The organism is Paenibacillus sp. FSL M8-0142, from assembly GCF_038597315.1.
Lineage (GTDB): Bacteria > Bacillota > Bacilli > Paenibacillales > Paenibacillaceae > Paenibacillus_AQ > Paenibacillus_AQ lactis.
Genome location: NZ_CP152008.1, coordinates 4,670,230 through 4,687,828 on the forward strand (window position 1 = coordinate 4,670,230; position 17,599 = coordinate 4,687,828).

The following is a 17,599-nucleotide window of genomic DNA, read 5'->3' on the forward strand; positions in this document are numbered from 1 at the left end:
CTAGACATCCGGCATAAGCATGGCCGCTCTGCATACCGGGTTGCTTGACCAGACGGAATCCTTAAGGGAACCGGTGTGTAACGGTCATTGGTCTTGCTCTCACCAAGACGGCGATCTTGCCGTTGCGGCACCGGGCGATACGGTTGATTGCTAACGGCAATCCGCTGTTTCGCCGGTCGGCCGTCTCCCGCAGCTGCGGATTTGCGCTCGTATTATTCCTTCTCAATATCGACGAGCACCGCCTCAGGACCTGTCGGCCGCAGGCTTCCTCCTTTAGGCTCCATGCTGACGACGATCCGCTTGGCTTTTTTAGCGCCAAAGCCGTAATAATAGCTTCGGCCCTGCGTCCCTTGAACGAGCATAAAGCCTGCGCTCGACAGCTGATCCTCATCCTGCAGCCATACCTGGTAATCCTTCTCCTTCAAAGAGTACAATCCGTTAACGACAATCAGCATTTCCCCGGATCCCCGCTTTAACCAGACCGATCCGCTGCCATAGAAAGGCTCCACCGGCTGGATGGCATACCGTTCGGTATCGGCGCTCTGCATATGCGCGATCCGCTGATTCACCGCATGATCAAAGGTTTCTTCCTTGCCCGCGGCCCCCTTCGAGGCAAACAGCCCGACGAACAGGGCGAGGAGGGCCGCCCCTGCGATCGCCTGCAGCGCATAACGGCGATTGGCGGCTGCACGTTTGCGCAGGGATCGCGCATAAGCCGCGCGCATAAGTCTCTTTCGCAGCCGCTGGGACGGCTCGGGCTTGGGCTCGGTCCGATCGGATGCCTTCCCGGTGCTGAATGCAGGCTCCGCATCGAAACCGCCGGGGATTTCCCCCTCGCTGGCTTCCTGAACCAAGCCACCGCTGAAGCCCCTGGCTTCGCCCAAGATCACCTGCCACTCGGCGGCCGTCCGGGCGCAGGCTTCGCAATGCCGCAAATGGCGTTCCACTGCAGAACGGTCCGCTTCAGACAGCCGATTCATCGCGTAATCGGCCAGCTTCTCCTCCGGGTATAACGGACAGCTTACGACAGCATCATCTTCGTGATGACTATGCTTTGTATGCATCATGCTTCGGCTCTCCCCCTTCCTTCGGATCGGCGGCGTCAAGGCGCCGCCTCACGTTGTGAATTCCGTAGCGGATCAGCGATTTGATCGTCCCGACAGGGCGCTTCATCATTTCTGCCATTTCTCTGTGGGACAGCTGTTCGACGTAGCTGCCATATACGGCCATGCGCTGCAGCGGCGGAATGGCCCGCAGCGCCTCCTTCACTTGATCCAGCTCCACGCGGCGCAGAGCGGCCATCTCGACGGATTCCCGTTCGCTGAACAGAATCGGCTCCGGCAGCTCCTCCTCATTCCAATCACACACCGTCATGCGCTGCTTGCGGCGGAGTCGGTCCATCGCCCGGCTGCGCGTTCGTACGGCAAGCCACGCCTCCACGCTCCCCCGGTCGGGATCGTACTGATCCGCCTTATGCAGCACTTCCATAAAGATATCCTGGCATAAATCCTCCGCATCGGCCGGATCCTTGGTCATCGTCAGCGCAAGCCGATATACCATCTGGGCGTAGTTGTCATAGAACCGCCCGAATGCTGCAGCCGATCCGTCCGCAATCTCTGCAAGCCATTCCGCAGGATGCTCGCCCACCATCTTCTCCCCCTAACATGACTTTATCGTCTTCGCCCGAACCAGGCGATTGTCCATGAAGGAACCCGAAGCTGACCATAAACGCGCTATGCAGCTATTTTCGATTCATTATTGTAGCAAAGCGGATTTGGGTTTTGAACGGAGCATTCGCTTTTTAAGCTTCCTTTAATGAATTTTTTATGTGTTTTTAAGCTTCCGCGTAAATCCAATCCCCGCCTTTACTTCGTACTAAGGATGAATGAAATCACTAGGAGGGGTTTTGTCATGAGAATCGCTGGAAAGTCAATAAAATCGCTGAGCTTGCTGCTCCTCATTATGCTGGGCGCAAGCTTGCTGACGGGAGGCAGGCCGGTGTTTGCAGCCGGGGAAGTTACGCTGTATACACCCTATACCTCCATATCCGCTCCGCCGGGAGAGACGATAAATTATCCGGTTGAGGTCAAGAACAATACCGGCGGCGTTGTTACGGCGCCGCTTCAATTAAACAACCTTCCCGACGGCTGGACAGCCAAGCTGAGCGGGGGTGGATGGCAGCTGAAGGAGGTATCGGTCAAGCCGGGAGAAGCTGAATCCGTAACGCTTGAGGTGACCGTTCCGCTCAAGGTGAACAAGGGCTCCTACAGCTTCCAGTTATCGGCCGGCTCCATGGGCAGCCTTCCGCTCACCGTCGATATTACAGAGCAGGGAACGTATCAGACGGAGCTGACCACCGACCAGGCGAATTTGGAAGGCCATGCCGATTCCACCTTCACCTACACAGTGAATCTGCAGAACCGTACGGCCAGTAAGCAAAATTACGCGCTGCAAGCCGATGCCCAGGCAGGCTGGGACGTAAAATTCACCTCAGGGGGGAACCAGGTGTCTTCCGTAGAGATCGAACCGGGCGCGAACCAATCGATCACGGTTGATGTCAAACCGCCGGCTGAGGTTACGGAAGGAACCTTCAAGATTCCGATCCGGGCCTCCAACCAATCCACCTCGTCCGAGTTGACGCTGGAAGCCGTCATTACCGGTTCCTATGGGCTTGAGCTGACGACGCCGACCGGCCTCCTGAGCACGAGCGTGAGCGCCGGTGGCAGCAAGACGGTCGAGCTGCAGGTAAAGAATACGGGAACCGCCGATCTGTCGGACATCAATTTGAGCTCCGAAGCACCGGTGGATTGGGAGGTGACCTTCAATCCAAAGACGATCGAGAACCTGCCGGCCGGCCAGTCCACGACCGTGGAGGCGAAGCTGACCGCAAGCGATAAAGCGATCGCCGGCGATTATGTAACCAACATGAAGGCTTCCGCGGCTGAGGCCAGCTCGGATGCCCAATTCCGCGTTTCGGTGAAAGGCTCCATGCTGTGGGGCTGGATCGGCGTCCTGATCATCTTGGCCATTATTGGCGGCATCTACTATCTGATTCGCAAATACGGGAGGAGATAACCGTGACGGAAACGGTCATAGACATTCACGAGCTGACGAAGAGCTACGGCAAGGCGAAAGCCGTCGACCGCCTCTCCCTGCGAATATCGCGCGGCGAAATCTTCGGCTTGCTCGGTCCGAACGGGGCGGGGAAGTCGACCACGATCTTGATGCTGCTCGGACTGAGCGAGCCCGATTCCGGAACGATTAACGTGCTCGGCATGAATCCGACCCGAGAGCCGATTCCGGTTAAGCAGCGGGTCGGCTACCTCCCTGATGACGTCGGTTTCTATGAGGACCGCACGGGACTGGAGAACTTGATGCTTACCGCCAGGCTGAACGGCATCCCGGAGGATGCCGCGCGCGAGAGGGCAAAGCTGCTGCTGGAGCAGGTCGGGCTGGATAACGCCGCCCATAAGAAGACTGGCGCTTATTCCCGAGGCATGCGCCAGCGCCTGGGGCTTGCCGATGTGCTCGTCAAGTCCCCGGAAATCATCATTCTTGACGAGCCGACCTTGGGCATCGACCCGACCGGGATGGAGGAGCTGCTCAGCCTGATTCGCAAGCTAAGCCGTGAGCAGAATCTGACGGTGCTCCTGTCCTCGCATCAGCTCCATCAGGTTCAGCAGATTTGCGACAGAGTCGGCCTGTTCGTCCGGGGACGGCTGCTCGCCGAAGGCGATGTCCCCAGCCTGTCGAGGACGCTGTTCGCCGACGATCCGCTGCTGATTACAGCGGACATCGAAGGTCTATCGCCTGCCCTGGAGGAGAGCATCCGCGGGATTGATGGCGTGCATCGCCTGGAAATCGAGACTGTAGGACAAGGGGCTGCGGGTCAACAGGGCGCCCTGTCCGCGGATGGCCGCTGCAGGCTGCAGATCCGGTGCGATTCCGACTGCAGTCCCGACATTGCGGGCGCCATAGTCGGTTCCGGTGCGCGCCTGTTTGCTTTGCACCGCCAGGAATACGGTCTTGATGAAATTTACCATCGTTATTTTGCAGGAGGTGAGCCTCATGGCAAAGGAGACGACGCCAAACGCAGCGGCTAAACTGAACGGCTACGCCAGCCAAGCGAAGGCATGGCTTCATAGCCGCCGAGACATGCTGAGAAAGCCGGTGCGCGCCTCCGGCGAAGGCGCGGCGGACGGCGGACGCAGATCCCGCTCCATGCCCGGTGCCTTCGGCGTCCTTGTACGCAAGGAGGTATCCGACCATATCCGAAGCTGGCGCTTTATTTTGCTTCTGGGCATTATTGCTCTTACCTGCGTAGCCTCTCTATATACGGCGTTGAACAGCATCCGGGATGCCCTCGGTTCGGAGGATGGCGTGCAGGAATTTGTCCTGCTGAAGCTGTTTACCATCTCTGACGGAACCCTGCCGACGTTCATCGGCTTTGTCGGGTTTCTCGGGCCGCTGCTCGGAATCGGCATGGGCTTTGATGCGGTAAACAGCGAGCGGAACAAAGGTACGCTCAGCCGGATCATGGCTCAGCCGATTCACCGTGACGACCTGCTGAACGCTAAATTCGTCGCATCCCTGATCGTCATCAGCATCATGTTCCTGACCCTCGGGTTCCTGACCATGGCGCTGGGAACCCTGATCATCGGCATTCCGCCGACCTTCGAGGAATTTCTGCGAATCATCAGCTTTTTGCTTGTGACGATCTTCTATGTCGGTTTCTGGCTGAATTTGTCCATTATGTTCTCGGTCCGCTTCCGCCAGCCGGCGACATCGGCGCTGTCCTGTATTGCGGTATGGCTGTTCTTCAGCTTTTTCTACGATATGATCCTGCAGCTGATCGCTAAGGGAATCGCGCCGAACGCCCCTACGACCACGGTTCAGGACGTGCTCAACTACCAAAATCTGATGATGTGGCTGAACCGCATATCGCCTTACACCTTATTCAATGAAGCGACCACCACGCTGCTTGTCCCGTCGGTCCGAAATCTCGGACCGCTGACGAACGAGCAGGTGATCGGAGCCATCGCGAGCCCCTTGCCATTCGGGCAAAGCTTGCTGCTCGTATGGCCGCAGATTACGGGTCTCACGGCACTTACCTTGATCTGCTTCGCCCTGTCCTACGTCCTCTTCCTCCGTCAAGAGATTCGAGGACGCTCATAATCGGAAGGCCGGCTAGTCCAAGCCGACCGAGCATGGAGGCCGTAGCCGCAGGCAGCAGGCAAATGGCCGCCGTCTCCTTATGATCAAATAGGAGGGGACGGCACCCCCATCCTCACTGCCTATCATGGGGATCCGCATACGTCGGTTGCATAAGGTTAACTAACCTCCAACTAAAGAGAAAGCAAGCTTTTCAGCCCTTTCGCTTCCCAGTAGGAAGTCGGAAGGGCATTCTTCATGTTTCGGGACATTTCCGATAGTCCCATGAATATCCAATTGACACTTTGCCGCTATGCATTACTTCCCATTGCCAAGCAGCAGATTCGTCTGAATCTCCAATTGCTTCTGCAGCGAGATGAGATCGCCTGCCGAGAACTGATTGATATACAATGTAAAAATGCGATTGTTTTTGTAAGCCGGAAGTGACTTCCAAATGGCACTCTCCATAATCTCCTTGGCACGTTCTCCTCCTCCGTCCGCATCGTAAACCGTCACGAACATATAATCCGCGGCCATTTCCGGCAGTGCTTCCAGGGAAATGTCCCGGCCGGTTCCTCCGTTGACGATATGCTCTTTCACGGCTTCCGGCGGCTGATAGCCAAGCCCCGAATAGAGGTTGTGGGTACCTCGCCCAAAGCTCTCACCTACGACCCAAAAATTTTTCGCCCAAATCTCATAGACACCAACCGTTTCTCCTTCCTTCACAACGCCGGTAAGCTTCGCCCTAGCCTCTTCAAGCTTCTCCTCATAACGCCGAATGGCTTCCTCCGCTTCCTCCGATTTCCCGAGGATTTCTCCGAATTCACGCAGCTCGGCATATATATCTTTAGCTCCCCAGGGAATTACAATCGTTGGTGCGATTTTAGCGAACTCCTCATAGTTTTTATCGGAAGGTCTAATGATGAGATCGGGATCAAGGGATACGATTTTCTCAAGTGCCGCTTTATCGTCACCGATATCCTCGATTCCGTCGGTCAGATCCTGCAAAAAATACTGATTCAGGCTGGCCGTACCTGCGCCTACAGGCTTAACTCCCAAGGTTAGCAGATGGCCGAGATATTGCGTCGCGACAATTCGCTTCGGATCCTTCGGAATCTCGATCTCGCCCATGACCGTTTCATATTTACGTGTTTCCGCTGCTTGAGGGTCGCCATTGGCTTCGACAATTTCGCTTTGCTGCTGCGTGCTTCCGCAGGCTCCCAGCACAATGACCATACTTCCGACCAGAGACAACATCAATCCTTTAAGCAACCGCATCTTTAAACCCTCCACCTTATTGATAATGATTATCATTATTATCATGATAAAGGCAAGGATTGCACGAGTCTATTGCGTTCCGTAAGCGGTTCTATGGACATTTGTTAGAAGTTCCGTGAGTATTGTCAATTGCTGCTCCAAAGCAAGCGGATCATTATATTTAAACAGCTCCAAATCGAGAAAGAACACCCTCCCGTTTCGAACGGCAGGCAATCTTCTCCATTCTTTGCTGTTCATGACTCGTTCCGCATAGCCTGTACCGCCTCCACTCTCCCAGATGGTTACGAACATATAATCGGCGGCATACGCTGCCAGCATGTCCGGCGTTAGCTCCAAGCCGACCCCCTCACCTAATACATGTTCTGCGAGCGGCCCCGGTGGCCGAAACGAAAACGTCCGGTATAAATTGCGCAGTCCTCTGCCGTACGCCATATTAACCGCCCATATCCGATCCGCCCAAAACTCAAACACGGCTGCCGTAACATGTGAACCGATCATTTTGGCTACCTGAGCAGCAGCTAGTTCTTCCTTCTCTCTAAATCCATCAATCCAGCTCTTCGCTTCGCGTTCGCGATTGAGTGCTCTGCCTAATCGAAGCAGTTCGTCCAAGGTATCTTCCCGCCCCCAAGGAAGTAAAATAGTTGGAGCCAGCTGTGATAAGGGCTCGCTGTTCGGTCCGGATGTGACGATCAGATCGGGCTGCAACGATGATATCCTCTGGAGCGATCGAGCATCTCCGACGTCAGCTACATCCCCCAGCCTTCCGGCATAGGGGCGGGCACGCAGCAGATTGGTCGAAGTTCCTGCGGGCGTAAGTCCAAGCGCCAGCAAATGGCCCACATATTGCAGGGCCACGATACGTTTCGGACGCTGAATATAATCGCGAGGAGAGTACCCGAAATATTGCTTGAATTTCCGGCTTAAATATAAGCCGTCCTGGTAGCCGATTTCCCGTGCGATTCGATCGAGATTACGATCGTCGCCGCTAAGCAATTCCTCCCTGGCTTTCTCCAGGCGGAGCCTCGTCAAGTATTCCGTGAAACCGGATCCTGTTGCTCTTTTGAACGATACGGAGAAGTGTTCCGGCGTTAGTCCTACCCTCTTTGCCATGTCGTTACGCGTAATCATCTCGGCGAAATGCTTCTCCATATAATCCACCGCAAGTCTCATACGCTCCATCCAATCCTGTTCCCGCTCCTCATCGTCGGTTGACTGCAGCAGCGTGCCCAACAGTTGTTTAAATACCGCATCTATGCGAAGATTTGCAGCAAGTCTCCCGCTGAGTCCGGGACTTTGCTTGAATCGGTACAGCTCTTGAACAAGGACAAGAGCCTCGTGAGTAGCGGCGACGGGAAGCTTACCGGTGTCCATCAATGCAGAGATTCGCTTACTGTATTCGATGCGACTTGTTGTCCTATCCTTGGACTCCCATACATCGAATTGCAATTCATAAAGCTCGAGCGGAACCGGCGAGTTTGGTGTCCGGCGTATATCGCCAATCGTCCCCGGCGGACAATAACAGACCGCCTTCGCTTTCAATCGATGCCTGACTCCATTCAAATACAAATCACCTGAACCTTTGCTTACCAAAAGCATGCTATGTGTTTCCATGAATCCGCCGGCAGCCTCTTCGGTATGACCAAGCTTAATATAGCGTACTCCAAACAGCGAATATTGCATGTCTTCCATGCTGACGGCCACCCCTTCTGACGGTAACGTTGTTTTATCCTATTATAATCGGGGTGATAATCATTCTCAATTACTATTCGGCAGCTGTGTTATGAATTGCTTCCTTATAGAACAATCGAGTAGGAGGGTTGCTAACCCCCGTTCTCTCACACCACCGTCCATACGGGGCCGCGCCACCTCGCGATGGGCAGCCTTGCCCTTGGCTAACGGTGGGCGCTCGCGCCCCTCTCGGGACTTTTCCCCAAAAGATGACGCCCATGCTGGGCGTATATTCAAAAGCTCACCCGAACCAAGCGATCGGGTGAGCTTTTTATTGGATAAAAGTCCTGCAGTTGGCCAAGAAGATAACCTAGCAAATAAGCCCTTAGCCGCCTTACCTTCCCATAATCGCCGCTTGCGCCATGAATCCGATGCTGCGCAGCCAACCCTCGCACAGCTCCGTCCAGCGCGAAGCATCCGGCTCCTCCTCGGCTAATCCGAGGCCATGGCGACCGTGAGGGAAAACGTGCAGCTCAAACGGAATTTGATGCTTGCTTAGGGCCCCGGCATACAACAGGCTGTTCTCCACCGGGACCGCACCGTCATCCGACGTATGCCACAGAAATGCAGGGGGTGTTCCCGGCTTCACTGCGTGCTGCATGGACAGGGTTCGTCTCATCGCTTCGGACGGATGCTCGCCCAGCAGGTTATGTACGGAGCCCTCATGGCTAAACTCGTTAAACGAAATAACCGGGTAGCACAGGATGGACGCATTTGGACGGCTGCTCTGCCGCTCAACGGGATCCAGGGCCTCCGGATCTCCGGAATCGTGGTCATTGCTCGCCCAAGCCGCCAGATGCCCTCCAGCAGAAAACCCCAAAATTCCAATCCGTTCCGGGTCGATGCTCCACTCCTGGGCATGGTGCCTCACCAGCCGGATCGCCCGCTGTGCATCGAGCAGCGGATATGGATGCCGGTATGGAGCAACCCGGTATTGAACGACAAAAGCGGATAAGCCGATCGAATTCAGCCACAAAGCGACAGGCTCCCCTTCATGATCGGCCCGTCCCTGATAGCCTCCGCCCGGCAGGACAATCACGGCTCCTCCAGGATTATTCCTTTCCAGCAAGTATGGCTTCATATAAGGTTCAAACCGTTCCTCTGCCGACTCGTAACCCGGTGTTTCCTCTTCCCACAGCTTCATGATGGATGTCCCCTTTCAGCCTTCCATGTTTGGTATGCAAATCGTTTTAACTGCATGCATGCAATGCTTGGACCGACTTCACACCCGAGGAGCTGTTGATTTCCCGAGAAGATCGGTTCGCAGCGGGGTGAACGCGTCTAGCAGCGCCGACGGCTCCAGCGCGATAACGCCATGCTCGACGCCGCCTGGAATAACGATGGTCTCTCCCTGACTGATGATGAAAGACTCCCCGCCGATGCGAAATTCCATCCGTCCTTTCAGACAATAGCTCATCTGCTCATGCGGATGGCTGTGCAGGGCTCCTTCGGCTCCCTTCTCAAAATGAACCTCCATCATCATCAGCTCCTTCCCGGGCTGAAACACTTTCCGTTTCACGCCGGGCTCGGCCTGCTCCCAGCTGCCGATGACTGCCATGGATCATTCCTCCTTTCGGGTCGTGATGGATACAATTTCAATGCGCTCAGGAGATGAGCAGCCTTGTCACCATAAACAACACTAGACTGCACAACATTTATCCGCCATCACGTCTTCCTGTTATCGAACGCTCGCCGTTTCGGACCGCTCATTTCACTGCATGCAGCATCGTACCTACTTCGGCGGGGAAAGCCTGAATTCCTATGAAGAAAACCAATTTTTCCGGATCGGATCCCATCTCGAACGTCCGCTCCTAAGGCCTCTCCTCTTGCCAGTCTCCTGCCCTTATATCCCCTCACTGCCCCGCAGCCGCTGCACCCCCAATCCCCCTCTGAAAACCGAACACTTCAACATCCATCGCCTTGCCCGTCACAGATCTCGATTGCGCTGGCCGGATAGGGTGATCCGCATCGCTGGAAATACCGGCGACGCAAGCCAGCCGATGAGAAGCTGCAGCAGCGCGATAGCCATCAGCATCCAGGCAATCGGGCTGTCCGTCAGGGAACCGGGAATCAGCATGTATATGGCGACTCCGGTTCCGCGTCCGGCGTTGGTGAATATTTCACGCAGCACCACCGACTCCACCTTAAAATGCTCCTTCAGCGGGAGCTCTCCGCTTAGCTTGTAATAATGCGAGGTATAGGCGTTGTTTTGCAGCGGCTTTACGAGCGAGAACACCGCCATGAATAAGATGACCGTCCACAGCTGCACGCCCAAGAACAAGGGGATGACGCCTGCGATGAACCCGATCGCAGCTGCGGCCAGGTATAAATCGTTCCACTCGGCCCTGCCCCATCTGGCGAGCACCAGACCGGACAGCATCGTCACCCCCAGAAAAGCCACGTTCAAATAGTTGACGAAGGATTCTCTAGGAACGGCTTGAAACAGCAGAATCGCCGGAATATAGCCAAGAATGCCCTGCGGAAGGCCGAACAGAAACCAGCCCGCCAGTGACCGGCCGAAAGCCGGATATTTGCGCATCATCCTGAAGGCGTATTTGAGGTAATAGGCTTTATGATGGGTCGCTTGCTTCTTCATTCTAAGGGTGTTTAGCGATGCATAGACAAACATAGCGAATGCAAGCAAATACACGTAGGTGTACCCCTGCATTCCCCCGGACCATTCCACCAGCGTGCCTGCTGCGGCAGGACCAGCGAGCATGGACAGGTTGGTAATGGTCAGGTTGACCCCGAGGTAGCGGTGGCGGTTGTCATGATCGGTTACATCATTGATCAGCGTAAAATGGCCCAGCCAGTAAAACGCAGTCGATATGCCTTTCAGAAGGGCAAACCCGACATAATAATCCGCCATCCGTTCGCCGGCGATCAGAATGCCAAGATAGAACAAGGCCGTCAAGCCGATTCCGAGCCGGTATGCCAGCAGCCGATCTTTCAGCTTGGCCAGCTTGCCAATAAATACGGAAGCTGCCGGGGCGGCAGCGAGCGTAATCAGATTAAACATGCCGTTTACCCATAGATCATTCGTGAGCCGCCACAAATACAGGTTGACGAGAATCGCGGCAAGGGCATTGCCGAATTGATAAATGCCGTGATTGAATAGAGTAACGCCCGCTTCGCTCGAAAGACGTCTTCTTTCGCTGTCTCGCCGAGCGCTCCCCTGCTGCAGAGTCCTATTCATCCGCGGCAATTTGACGGAGTCGGGGACTGAATTTCGCGGCCTGAAGCCCTGAGGCAGGAAGCCCGCTTAGCTCCCGGAGCGTGTAGCGGATCAGGATGGCCTGGGTTCCCGCATTCATGTCTCCTTCGACCTCCCCCCGGCCGAGAGGGACCGGAGGCGGCATGTCCGGATAGCTCTCCCCCGGCTTGACCTGGGCGACGTTCGGCGCCGGCGGCGAGCGATGCAGCTCTCGAGAGAAGCCGCCGTCCGCACGCTTGAGCCTCGCCATATTCCACAGCGTAATTTCCGCGATTTCGACCATTTCATCCTCAGCAATATCCATGTTCATCGATGACAGAAGACTGATCGGATTCCGGATATAGCACATATCCTCCGCCCTCTCGGTTCTCAGGATTTGCAGAAGCGAGCGGTAAATTTCGGGGACGCGCGGCAGCGGGATCCCAAACCGGTTATAAAACGTCAGCAGCTTAAACGTACCGGATATGCGGACATAGGGGGCGCCTTCGCCCCATAAGCCTGTGTCCGGATCCTGAATTTCGGCAAAATAGGATAACGCCACTTGGAGATACGTCTCCCGCTTCTCCATAGGCATTTGCAGCAGGTATGGCGCCGAGTTGCACAGCCTGTCGCATCCGCGCCAGCTGTTCACCAGACTGATTGAGCGCAGCCAATCGTGATATGCCGCAGGGCTGCGGCAATAATCCGGTGCCGCCTCTTCGGAGCCCCCGGCTCCCGGCAGCGGATATAACGGGGCTGCCCCGAGCTTCCGGAGGGAACCGGCGCTGTAGCCGAGTGCACGTCCCACCATAACCTCATCTCGTCTCATATCCGGATTCGCATCATAGAAATAGCCCGTAACGGGATCCTGCTTCGACTGAAAGAAGCGGATCATGCGCCCCTTCACTTCCTCTGTCAGACCCGCTGCAAGGCCGCAGCGCTCGATAATGCCCAGCGCTTGAGCCGTCGATTCGATATCCGGGGTGAGCCGGGGCGAGTTCCGGGAGCTCCGAGCATAATAGAAGCCGCCCGACTCGGGATCATATTGTCCCTCAAGCCATTCGAAGAAGCCTTCGAAGAGCCCGTCCCCGCTCTCTAAAATGTCCTGTAACCGCTGCATGCCGCCACCTCCTCCCCTCATTGTCCGGCTGTCCATGCTTCTGCTTCATACGAAAAGTTTCGAAAGATTGCCTTGCCGGCCCCGGCGACATCCAGCCCGATGCGCAGGCTTTGGAAGCCGCCGAGCGTATTATGATGCATGCCCGACACTTCTACCGTCTTGTCGTATCGGAACCATTCCGCACCATCAGAGCTAAAGTAGAAAGACACGATATGCTCGTCATTGACGATGCGCAGAAATGCACGTCCTCCTCCGGTCGGGATGGCCGCATAGCTCTTGAACGACCGGAAATGCCGAACCCCCTTGGCGCTGATCCCGATGCCCAGATAGGCCGAGTCGTTGTAATATAGCAGCAGCCGGCCCTCGGCATCCCCTTCCACGGCAATTTCCACCTGAGCCGTATACCGCTCATGTCCCGGCATGAAGAAGAGCGGCGACCGTTCCGCTCCCTCAGCCGTTCCTTCTGCCGTCAGGCCATTAGGTCCGGTGCGAAATCTGGACGATGGCGCGCAACCCTCGCACTGCCAGTGCAGCCCGAGCTCCGCCTCGTTCAGCGAATCGAGAAGCACCTCTTGCGGCGGCGAGTTGACGCCCCTGCCCCTGCCAGCCACTCGAAACCAGCCGTCAGCGGACCATTCGACGCGCTCCAGCAGGGTCTGGCGGCCCAGCGTATGGTAGCCGTTCCTGTACGCATGATAGACCATCCACCATTCGCCGTCCGGCGTATCAATCAAAGAGGCGTGCCCCTTGGACCACCACGGCTCTTCCTTCGACCACGTGCGGATAATCGGATTATAGGGGGAATGCTCCCATGGTCCCCATGGCGTTCTCGATCTCGACGAAACGGCCATGTGGCTGGTCGGCGGACCTGCCGTTCCGCCAACCGCTACCGTCAAGTAATAATAGCCGTTATGATAGGTCACCTTCGGCCCCTCCAGACTATAGGCCTCCACAACCCAATCCTGCGGATACCTCCAGCCGTCATACACTTGCTTGACCTCGCCGATGACCGACAGCCCGTCGTCCGACAATGCCGCGAACGCTCCGCCGGACATGTGCAAATACCTTTTGCCGTCAGGTCCCACCGTATGTCCGGGATCGATCCCTCGAATCCCGAGGCATGCCGGCTCGCTCCAAGGCCCGGCCGGGTTAGAGGCGGTAACGACCCAATTGGTTCCGCCTGCAGGATAATAGATATAGAATCTATCGTTATGCATCACGAAATCCGGCGCCCATACATCCCCCGCATACCGGGTGAGGGCCGCACCGACGCGGCGCCAATTCCGCAGATCCCGCGAGTGCCAGATGATGAGCCCCGGCGTCAGCTTATATGATGAATGGGTCATATAGTAATCATCGCCGACCCGGATGATCGACGGGTCGGCATAGTTGCCCGCGATGATCGGAGCATAAAGCCCGGCATCCGAGTCCTGGAGCACGGCATCCTCGTGAACGGGAGCTTGGGGTACAGAGTCCTGGAGCGCGGCATCCTGACCGGATGCATCGTCCAGCTCCGAACGGGCCGGCCTGTTAAGGCCATACGTCTCACCGCGTGATTCTGCTTCTGCATGCGTCATGCTTCTACACCTCTTCTTATCCCTTGATGGAACCAAGCAGCGCCCCTTTGGCAAAATGCTTCTGCAGGAACGGATATACGCATAAAATCGGCAGCGTTGCCACAACGATGACCGCCATCTTCACCGTTTGCTCCGGCGGACGAACGATGTCCTCCATGCCGGAGGTGTCCGCGGCCAAGCCGCTGGCCAGGATGACGATTTGCCGCAGGATGACCTGCACCGGCCATTTGGCCGCATCGTTTAAATACAAAATCGCCTGCATATACGTATTCCAATACGTAACGGCATAAAACAACGAGATGGTTGCAATGGCCGGCATCGACAAAGGAATGACGATCCGGAACAGAATCCCCCAATCGCCCGCCCCGTCAATCTTCGCGGATTCCTCCAGCCCCTCCGGCAAATTTTGAAAGAAATTCCGCATAATGATCAAGTTAAAGGCATTGATGGCGGACGGAACGATCAGCGCGGCATACGAATCGATCAACCCCATCTCCTTAACGACAAGAAACGTCGGAATCATGCCGCCGCTGAACAGCATCGTGAACAGCACCATGAACATGATGAAGTTGCGGCCGTCCAGATCCTTGCGGGATAAACCGTAAGCCATGAGGCAGGTCAGCAGCATGCTGAACAGCGTGCCGAAGAATGTGACGCCCACGGATACGCCAAGCGATTTGAAGACCGTATTGGTTGAAAAAATATATTTGTAGGCATCAAGCGACCATACGGTTGGAAAAAGGACGAACTGCTTCTGCGCCAGCTCCGTCACCGTCGTGAACGAACCGGCGATGACGTGAAGGAAAGGCAAAATCGTAACCAGCCCGATGATCAGCAGCAGCGTATAGTTGACGAAATCGAAGATACGGCTCGAGATCGTTTTATCTTGGACCATAGCGATCAACCTTTCTCGTATTAGTAGATTCCTTCTTCTCCGGCCTTTTTGGCCAGCCAATTCGCCAGCATGACCAGGATCAGGCCGATCAGCGATTTAAAAAATCCGACCGCCGTGCTGAAGCTGAATTGTCCCTGCTTAAGACCGGCCGTATACACATACGTATCGAATATCTCCGCCACATCCCGATTCATCGAGTTCAGGAGGAGATAGATATGTTCGAACCCAAGCTCCAGTACGTCCCCGATTTTCAGGATCAGCAGGACGACGATCACGCTGCGGATCGAAGGGAGCGTAATATGCCACATTTGCCGGAAACGGCTGGCACCGTCTATCCGGGAAGCCTCGTACAATCCGGGATCGATCGCGGCCATGGCAGCCAGATAGATGATCGTCCCCCATCCGGCCTCCCGCCATATCACCTGGACGATATACATCGGCCTGAACCAATCGCTGCTCATCAAGAAGTTAATTTTGTCGAAGCCGGCCATGACCAGCAGCTCGTTAATGATCCCGCGGTCCATGGACAGCATAACGAACGATATGGATACGATAATGACCCAGGACATGAAATGGGGAATGTAGACCAAGGTTTGGATAAACCGTTTAAACACCTCGCGCCGCACTTCATTCAGCATGAGGGCAAGAATGATCGGCACCGGGAAATAGAACAGCAGGTTCATAAAAAACAGCAGTAACGTATTGCGCAAAATCGTAAAGAACATCGGCTCGGTAAACAGCCGCTCGAAATGCTTGAGCCCGACCCACGGGCTGTCCATCACGCCGAGATAGGCCTGATAATCCTGAAATGCGATAATCAATCCCGACATCGGAATATACTTGAAGATCAAAAAGTATAAAAATCCGGGAACAATCATGAGATAGATCGCCCGGTTCTTCCATATCCTTCTCATTCGTCCGGAATCCGGCTTCGTCTTGGCGCCTTTGCCCATTCCGGCCTGCACGGCGGTTTCGCTCATGACTTCGACTTCCTTTCTGTCCCCGGTTTAACGGGAGACTGCATCATCTGCAGTCTCCCTGCTTCCGGGATGGTGGCATGTTTCGTTATTTGGATGCTTCATACGATGCGTTATATTCGTCGATAATTTGCTGTCCGCCGCTCTTTAGCCAATTATCGATAACGGCCTGGAAGCCCGCTTCATCAATATCACCCAGCATGAATTGGTAAGTTCCGTCTTTAATCATCTCCTGCAGCTGCACGCCCTTCTCATTAAACGTTTTGGAATCCAGCGCAGCTGACGGATCCTCGATCAAGTAATCGTTATTCTCAACGATCAATTCCTCCGATTTCGCCTTGACCGGGAGGATGTGCTTCGCTTCCAGGAAGCCTTCAACCGTTAACGGTCCTCCAACCTGCATCGCCTGGTAAGGCTTGACTTCACGGTCGGTCAGCTTCGTGTCCTCCGAAGGAATGACCTTGCCGTCTTCGATCTTATGATGCTCGCCCTCTATGCCCCAATAGATGAGATTTCCGAGCTCCGTGCTCATCAGCTGATCCATGAATGCAAGCACGTCTTTCAGCTCCTCTTCGGATTTAATCGCGGTTTTCGGGAAGAGGATAACGGAGCCGTATCCCGGAACGGACCAGATGCCGAAGCCGTTAGGACCGCCCTCGATCTTGTTCTGCACGTCCAGCTCGGCATTCGGATTAACCTCCACCACTTTCGGATGCAGGCTGGATACATCGCCCATCGCACCGATGTATACCCCGGCCTTGCCGGTAATCAGCAGATTCTGCTGGTCCGTCTTGCTCGTCACCGGGAAGTCCTGATTGATCAATCCTTCCTGATGAAGCTTCTTGAAAAATTTCATCGTTTCCATATACTCCGGAAACATGAATTCAGGTGCGAGCTTGCCGTCCTTCTCTCCCCAGTTGTTCGGCGTGCCGAACCAGGAGCTGATCGTTTTGAAGGCGCCGTAAATGAGGTCGTTCCGATCCGTCAGCGGAATCGTATCGTCCTTGCCGTTGCCGTCCGGATCATTCTCTTTGAACTGCTTCAGCATATTGTAAAATTCGTCGATCGTCGTTGGTGTCCCGAGCCCGAGCTTATCAGCCCAGTCCTTGCGGTAGATAATGCCCTGCCGGGAGAGCGGAACCTCGCGGTACAGCGCGTATATTTTGCCGTCCACGGCCGTATTCTTCAAGACATCCGGTTTCAGCCTGCTGAGATTCGGGTATTGGTCCAACAGTGGTCCGATTTCCCAGAATTGGCCGTTCCGGATTGCATCCCGCATATTGACGAGGGAAGCCGCATTCTTTAGATAGGTAACCTGAGGCAGCGTTCCTGTCGCCAGAGAAGCATTTACTTTTTCGTCATACGTTCCGTCCGGCACCCACTGGATCTCCAGGTTCGTGTTCGTTTTTTCCTCAATGATTTTTTCAATCTTGTCCGAAGGAACTTCCGGCGTGTGGAGGTTTGCCATGATGGAGATGGATACCGGACCCTTCGCTTGTTCGCCGCCTGCAGGCGCTTCGCCGTTCTGACTGCCCGTTGCTGTTGAGCCGCCGCCGCAGCCTGCCAATACCGATAAAGCGGTTACAATTGCCAGTATGGTACTGGCTTGTTTCTTTTTCATCATTCTGACCTCCATTTTTAAAATTTCAATTGGGGCTGGCATGAACAGCTTAACGGAGG

General features: G+C 55.3%; 16 protein-coding genes and 1 pseudogene. 3 read left to right on the plus strand and 14 right to left on the minus strand.

The window, feature by feature from the left end; translation table 11 throughout:
• Positions 1-61 precede the first annotated feature (61 nt).
• Genes NSQ46_RS21570 through NSQ46_RS21580 form a run of 3 tightly spaced genes read right to left on the minus strand, consistent with a single transcriptional unit; the run spans position 62 to position 1,650 of the window.
• On the minus strand, positions 62-226 hold the full coding sequence (locus tag NSQ46_RS21570) for a hypothetical protein (protein WP_342574626.1): 165 nt from the start codon (positions 224-226) through the stop codon (positions 62-64).
• Complete coding sequence (locus NSQ46_RS21575; protein ID WP_342574627.1) at positions 213-1,067, minus strand: anti-sigma factor; 855 nt, start codon at positions 1,065-1,067, stop codon at positions 213-215. The genes NSQ46_RS21570 and NSQ46_RS21575 overlap by 14 nt, the downstream gene beginning before the upstream one ends.
• Complete coding sequence (locus NSQ46_RS21580; RefSeq protein WP_007129335.1) at positions 1,048-1,650, minus strand: sigma-70 family RNA polymerase sigma factor; 603 nt, start codon at positions 1,648-1,650, stop codon at positions 1,048-1,050. The genes NSQ46_RS21575 and NSQ46_RS21580 overlap by 20 nt, the downstream gene beginning before the upstream one ends.
• Positions 1,651-1,911: 261 nt before the next feature.
• Between NSQ46_RS21580 and NSQ46_RS21585 the strand changes: the two genes are divergently transcribed.
• Genes NSQ46_RS21585 through NSQ46_RS21595 form a run of 3 tightly spaced genes read left to right on the plus strand, consistent with a single transcriptional unit; the run spans position 1,912 to position 5,175 of the window.
• A complete protein-coding gene (locus NSQ46_RS21585; RefSeq protein WP_007129334.1) occupies positions 1,912-3,075 on the plus strand; it encodes an NEW3 domain-containing protein in 1,164 nt (387 codons plus the stop codon).
• A gap of 2 nt (positions 3,076-3,077) precedes the next feature.
• Positions 3,078-4,103, plus strand: a complete 1,026-nt coding sequence (locus NSQ46_RS21590; RefSeq protein WP_007129333.1) for an ABC transporter ATP-binding protein — start codon at positions 3,078-3,080, stop codon at positions 4,101-4,103.
• Positions 4,069-5,175, plus strand: a complete 1,107-nt coding sequence (locus NSQ46_RS21595; RefSeq protein ID WP_342574628.1) for an ABC transporter permease — start codon at positions 4,069-4,071, stop codon at positions 5,173-5,175. Before NSQ46_RS21590 ends, NSQ46_RS21595 begins: the two co-directional genes overlap by 35 nt.
• 170 nt (positions 5,176-5,345) lie before the next feature.
• Here the strand turns inward: NSQ46_RS21595 and NSQ46_RS21600 are convergent.
• From NSQ46_RS21600 to NSQ46_RS21650, 11 genes and pseudogenes are all read right to left on the minus strand, one after another.
• Positions 5,346-5,426, minus strand: a pseudogene (locus NSQ46_RS21600) (transcription elongation factor GreAB); the annotation flags it as partial.
• Between the two features lie 43 nt (positions 5,427-5,469).
• A complete protein-coding gene (locus tag NSQ46_RS21605) occupies positions 5,470-6,429 on the minus strand; it encodes an ABC transporter substrate-binding protein (RefSeq protein WP_342574629.1) in 960 nt (319 codons plus the stop codon).
• Between the two features lie 69 nt (positions 6,430-6,498).
• On the minus strand, positions 6,499-8,118 hold the full coding sequence (locus tag NSQ46_RS21610; protein WP_342574631.1) for a helix-turn-helix domain-containing protein: 1,620 nt from the start codon (positions 8,116-8,118) through the stop codon (positions 6,499-6,501).
• A 373-nt stretch (positions 8,119-8,491) separates the two neighbouring features.
• Positions 8,492-9,301 (minus strand): alpha/beta hydrolase, encoded by an 810-nt coding sequence (locus NSQ46_RS21615; RefSeq protein ID WP_342574632.1) that lies wholly within the window; start codon positions 9,299-9,301, stop codon positions 8,492-8,494.
• 78 nt (positions 9,302-9,379) lie between these two features.
• Entirely contained in the window at positions 9,380-9,715 is a 336-nt protein-coding gene (locus NSQ46_RS21620; protein ID WP_342574635.1) for a cupin domain-containing protein, read from the minus strand.
• A gap of 369 nt (positions 9,716-10,084) precedes the next feature.
• The gene (locus NSQ46_RS21625; protein ID WP_007129327.1) at positions 10,085-11,353 is read right to left on the minus strand and encodes an MFS transporter; all 1,269 of its coding nucleotides are present in this window, start codon (positions 11,351-11,353) and stop codon (positions 10,085-10,087) included.
• The gene (locus NSQ46_RS21630; RefSeq protein ID WP_007129326.1) at positions 11,346-12,470 is read right to left on the minus strand and encodes a hypothetical protein; all 1,125 of its coding nucleotides are present in this window, start codon (positions 12,468-12,470) and stop codon (positions 11,346-11,348) included. The genes NSQ46_RS21625 and NSQ46_RS21630 overlap by 8 nt, the downstream gene beginning before the upstream one ends.
• A 17-nt stretch (positions 12,471-12,487) precedes the next feature.
• Positions 12,488-14,047 (minus strand): family 43 glycosylhydrolase, encoded by a 1,560-nt coding sequence (locus NSQ46_RS21635; RefSeq protein ID WP_342574637.1) that lies wholly within the window; start codon positions 14,045-14,047, stop codon positions 12,488-12,490.
• A gap of 16 nt (positions 14,048-14,063) precedes the next feature.
• On the minus strand, positions 14,064-14,942 hold the full coding sequence (locus NSQ46_RS21640; protein ID WP_007129324.1) for a carbohydrate ABC transporter permease: 879 nt from the start codon (positions 14,940-14,942) through the stop codon (positions 14,064-14,066).
• Between the two features lie 20 nt (positions 14,943-14,962).
• Positions 14,963-15,922 carry a sugar ABC transporter permease gene (locus tag NSQ46_RS21645; protein ID WP_007129323.1) on the minus strand — a complete coding sequence of 320 codons (960 nt, stop codon included), beginning with the start codon at positions 15,920-15,922 and terminating at the stop codon, positions 14,963-14,965.
• A gap of 85 nt (positions 15,923-16,007) precedes the next feature.
• On the minus strand, positions 16,008-17,540 hold the full coding sequence (locus NSQ46_RS21650; RefSeq protein WP_341342620.1) for an extracellular solute-binding protein: 1,533 nt from the start codon (positions 17,538-17,540) through the stop codon (positions 16,008-16,010).
• Positions 17,541-17,599 lie beyond the last annotated feature (59 nt).

Bases quoted from the DNA above. Each gene is read 5' to 3' on its own strand.
- NSQ46_RS21645 (WP_007129323.1), bottom strand. From the start codon at position 15,922: ATGAGCGAAACCGCCGTGCAGGCCGGAATGGGCAAAGGCGCCAAGACG.
- NSQ46_RS21625 (WP_007129327.1), bottom strand. From the start codon at position 11,353: ATGAATAGGACTCTGCAGCAGGGGAGCGCTCGGCGAGACAGCGAAAGA.
- NSQ46_RS21650 (WP_341342620.1), bottom strand. From the start codon at position 17,540: ATGAAAAAGAAACAAGCCAGTACCATACTGGCAATTGTAACCGCTTTA.
- NSQ46_RS21640 (WP_007129324.1), bottom strand. From the start codon at position 14,942: ATGGTCCAAGATAAAACGATCTCGAGCCGTATCTTCGATTTCGTCAAC.
- NSQ46_RS21630 (WP_007129326.1), bottom strand. From the start codon at position 12,470: ATGCAGCGGTTACAGGACATTTTAGAGAGCGGGGACGGGCTCTTCGAA.
- NSQ46_RS21595 (WP_342574628.1), top strand. From the start codon at position 4,069: ATGGCAAAGGAGACGACGCCAAACGCAGCGGCTAAACTGAACGGCTAC.
- NSQ46_RS21610 (WP_342574631.1), bottom strand. From the start codon at position 8,118: ATGGAAGACATGCAATATTCGCTGTTTGGAGTACGCTATATTAAGCTT.
- NSQ46_RS21615 (WP_342574632.1), bottom strand. From the start codon at position 9,301: ATGAAGCTGTGGGAAGAGGAAACACCGGGTTACGAGTCGGCAGAGGAA.
- NSQ46_RS21575 (WP_342574627.1), bottom strand. From the start codon at position 1,067: ATGATGCATACAAAGCATAGTCATCACGAAGATGATGCTGTCGTAAGC.
- NSQ46_RS21605 (WP_342574629.1), bottom strand. From the start codon at position 6,429: ATGCGGTTGCTTAAAGGATTGATGTTGTCTCTGGTCGGAAGTATGGTC.
- NSQ46_RS21580 (WP_007129335.1), bottom strand. From the start codon at position 1,650: ATGGTGGGCGAGCATCCTGCGGAATGGCTTGCAGAGATTGCGGACGGA.
- NSQ46_RS21620 (WP_342574635.1), bottom strand. From the start codon at position 9,715: ATGGCAGTCATCGGCAGCTGGGAGCAGGCCGAGCCCGGCGTGAAACGG.
- NSQ46_RS21635 (WP_342574637.1), bottom strand. From the start codon at position 14,047: ATGACGCATGCAGAAGCAGAATCACGCGGTGAGACGTATGGCCTTAAC.
- NSQ46_RS21585 (WP_007129334.1), top strand. From the start codon at position 1,912: ATGAGAATCGCTGGAAAGTCAATAAAATCGCTGAGCTTGCTGCTCCTC.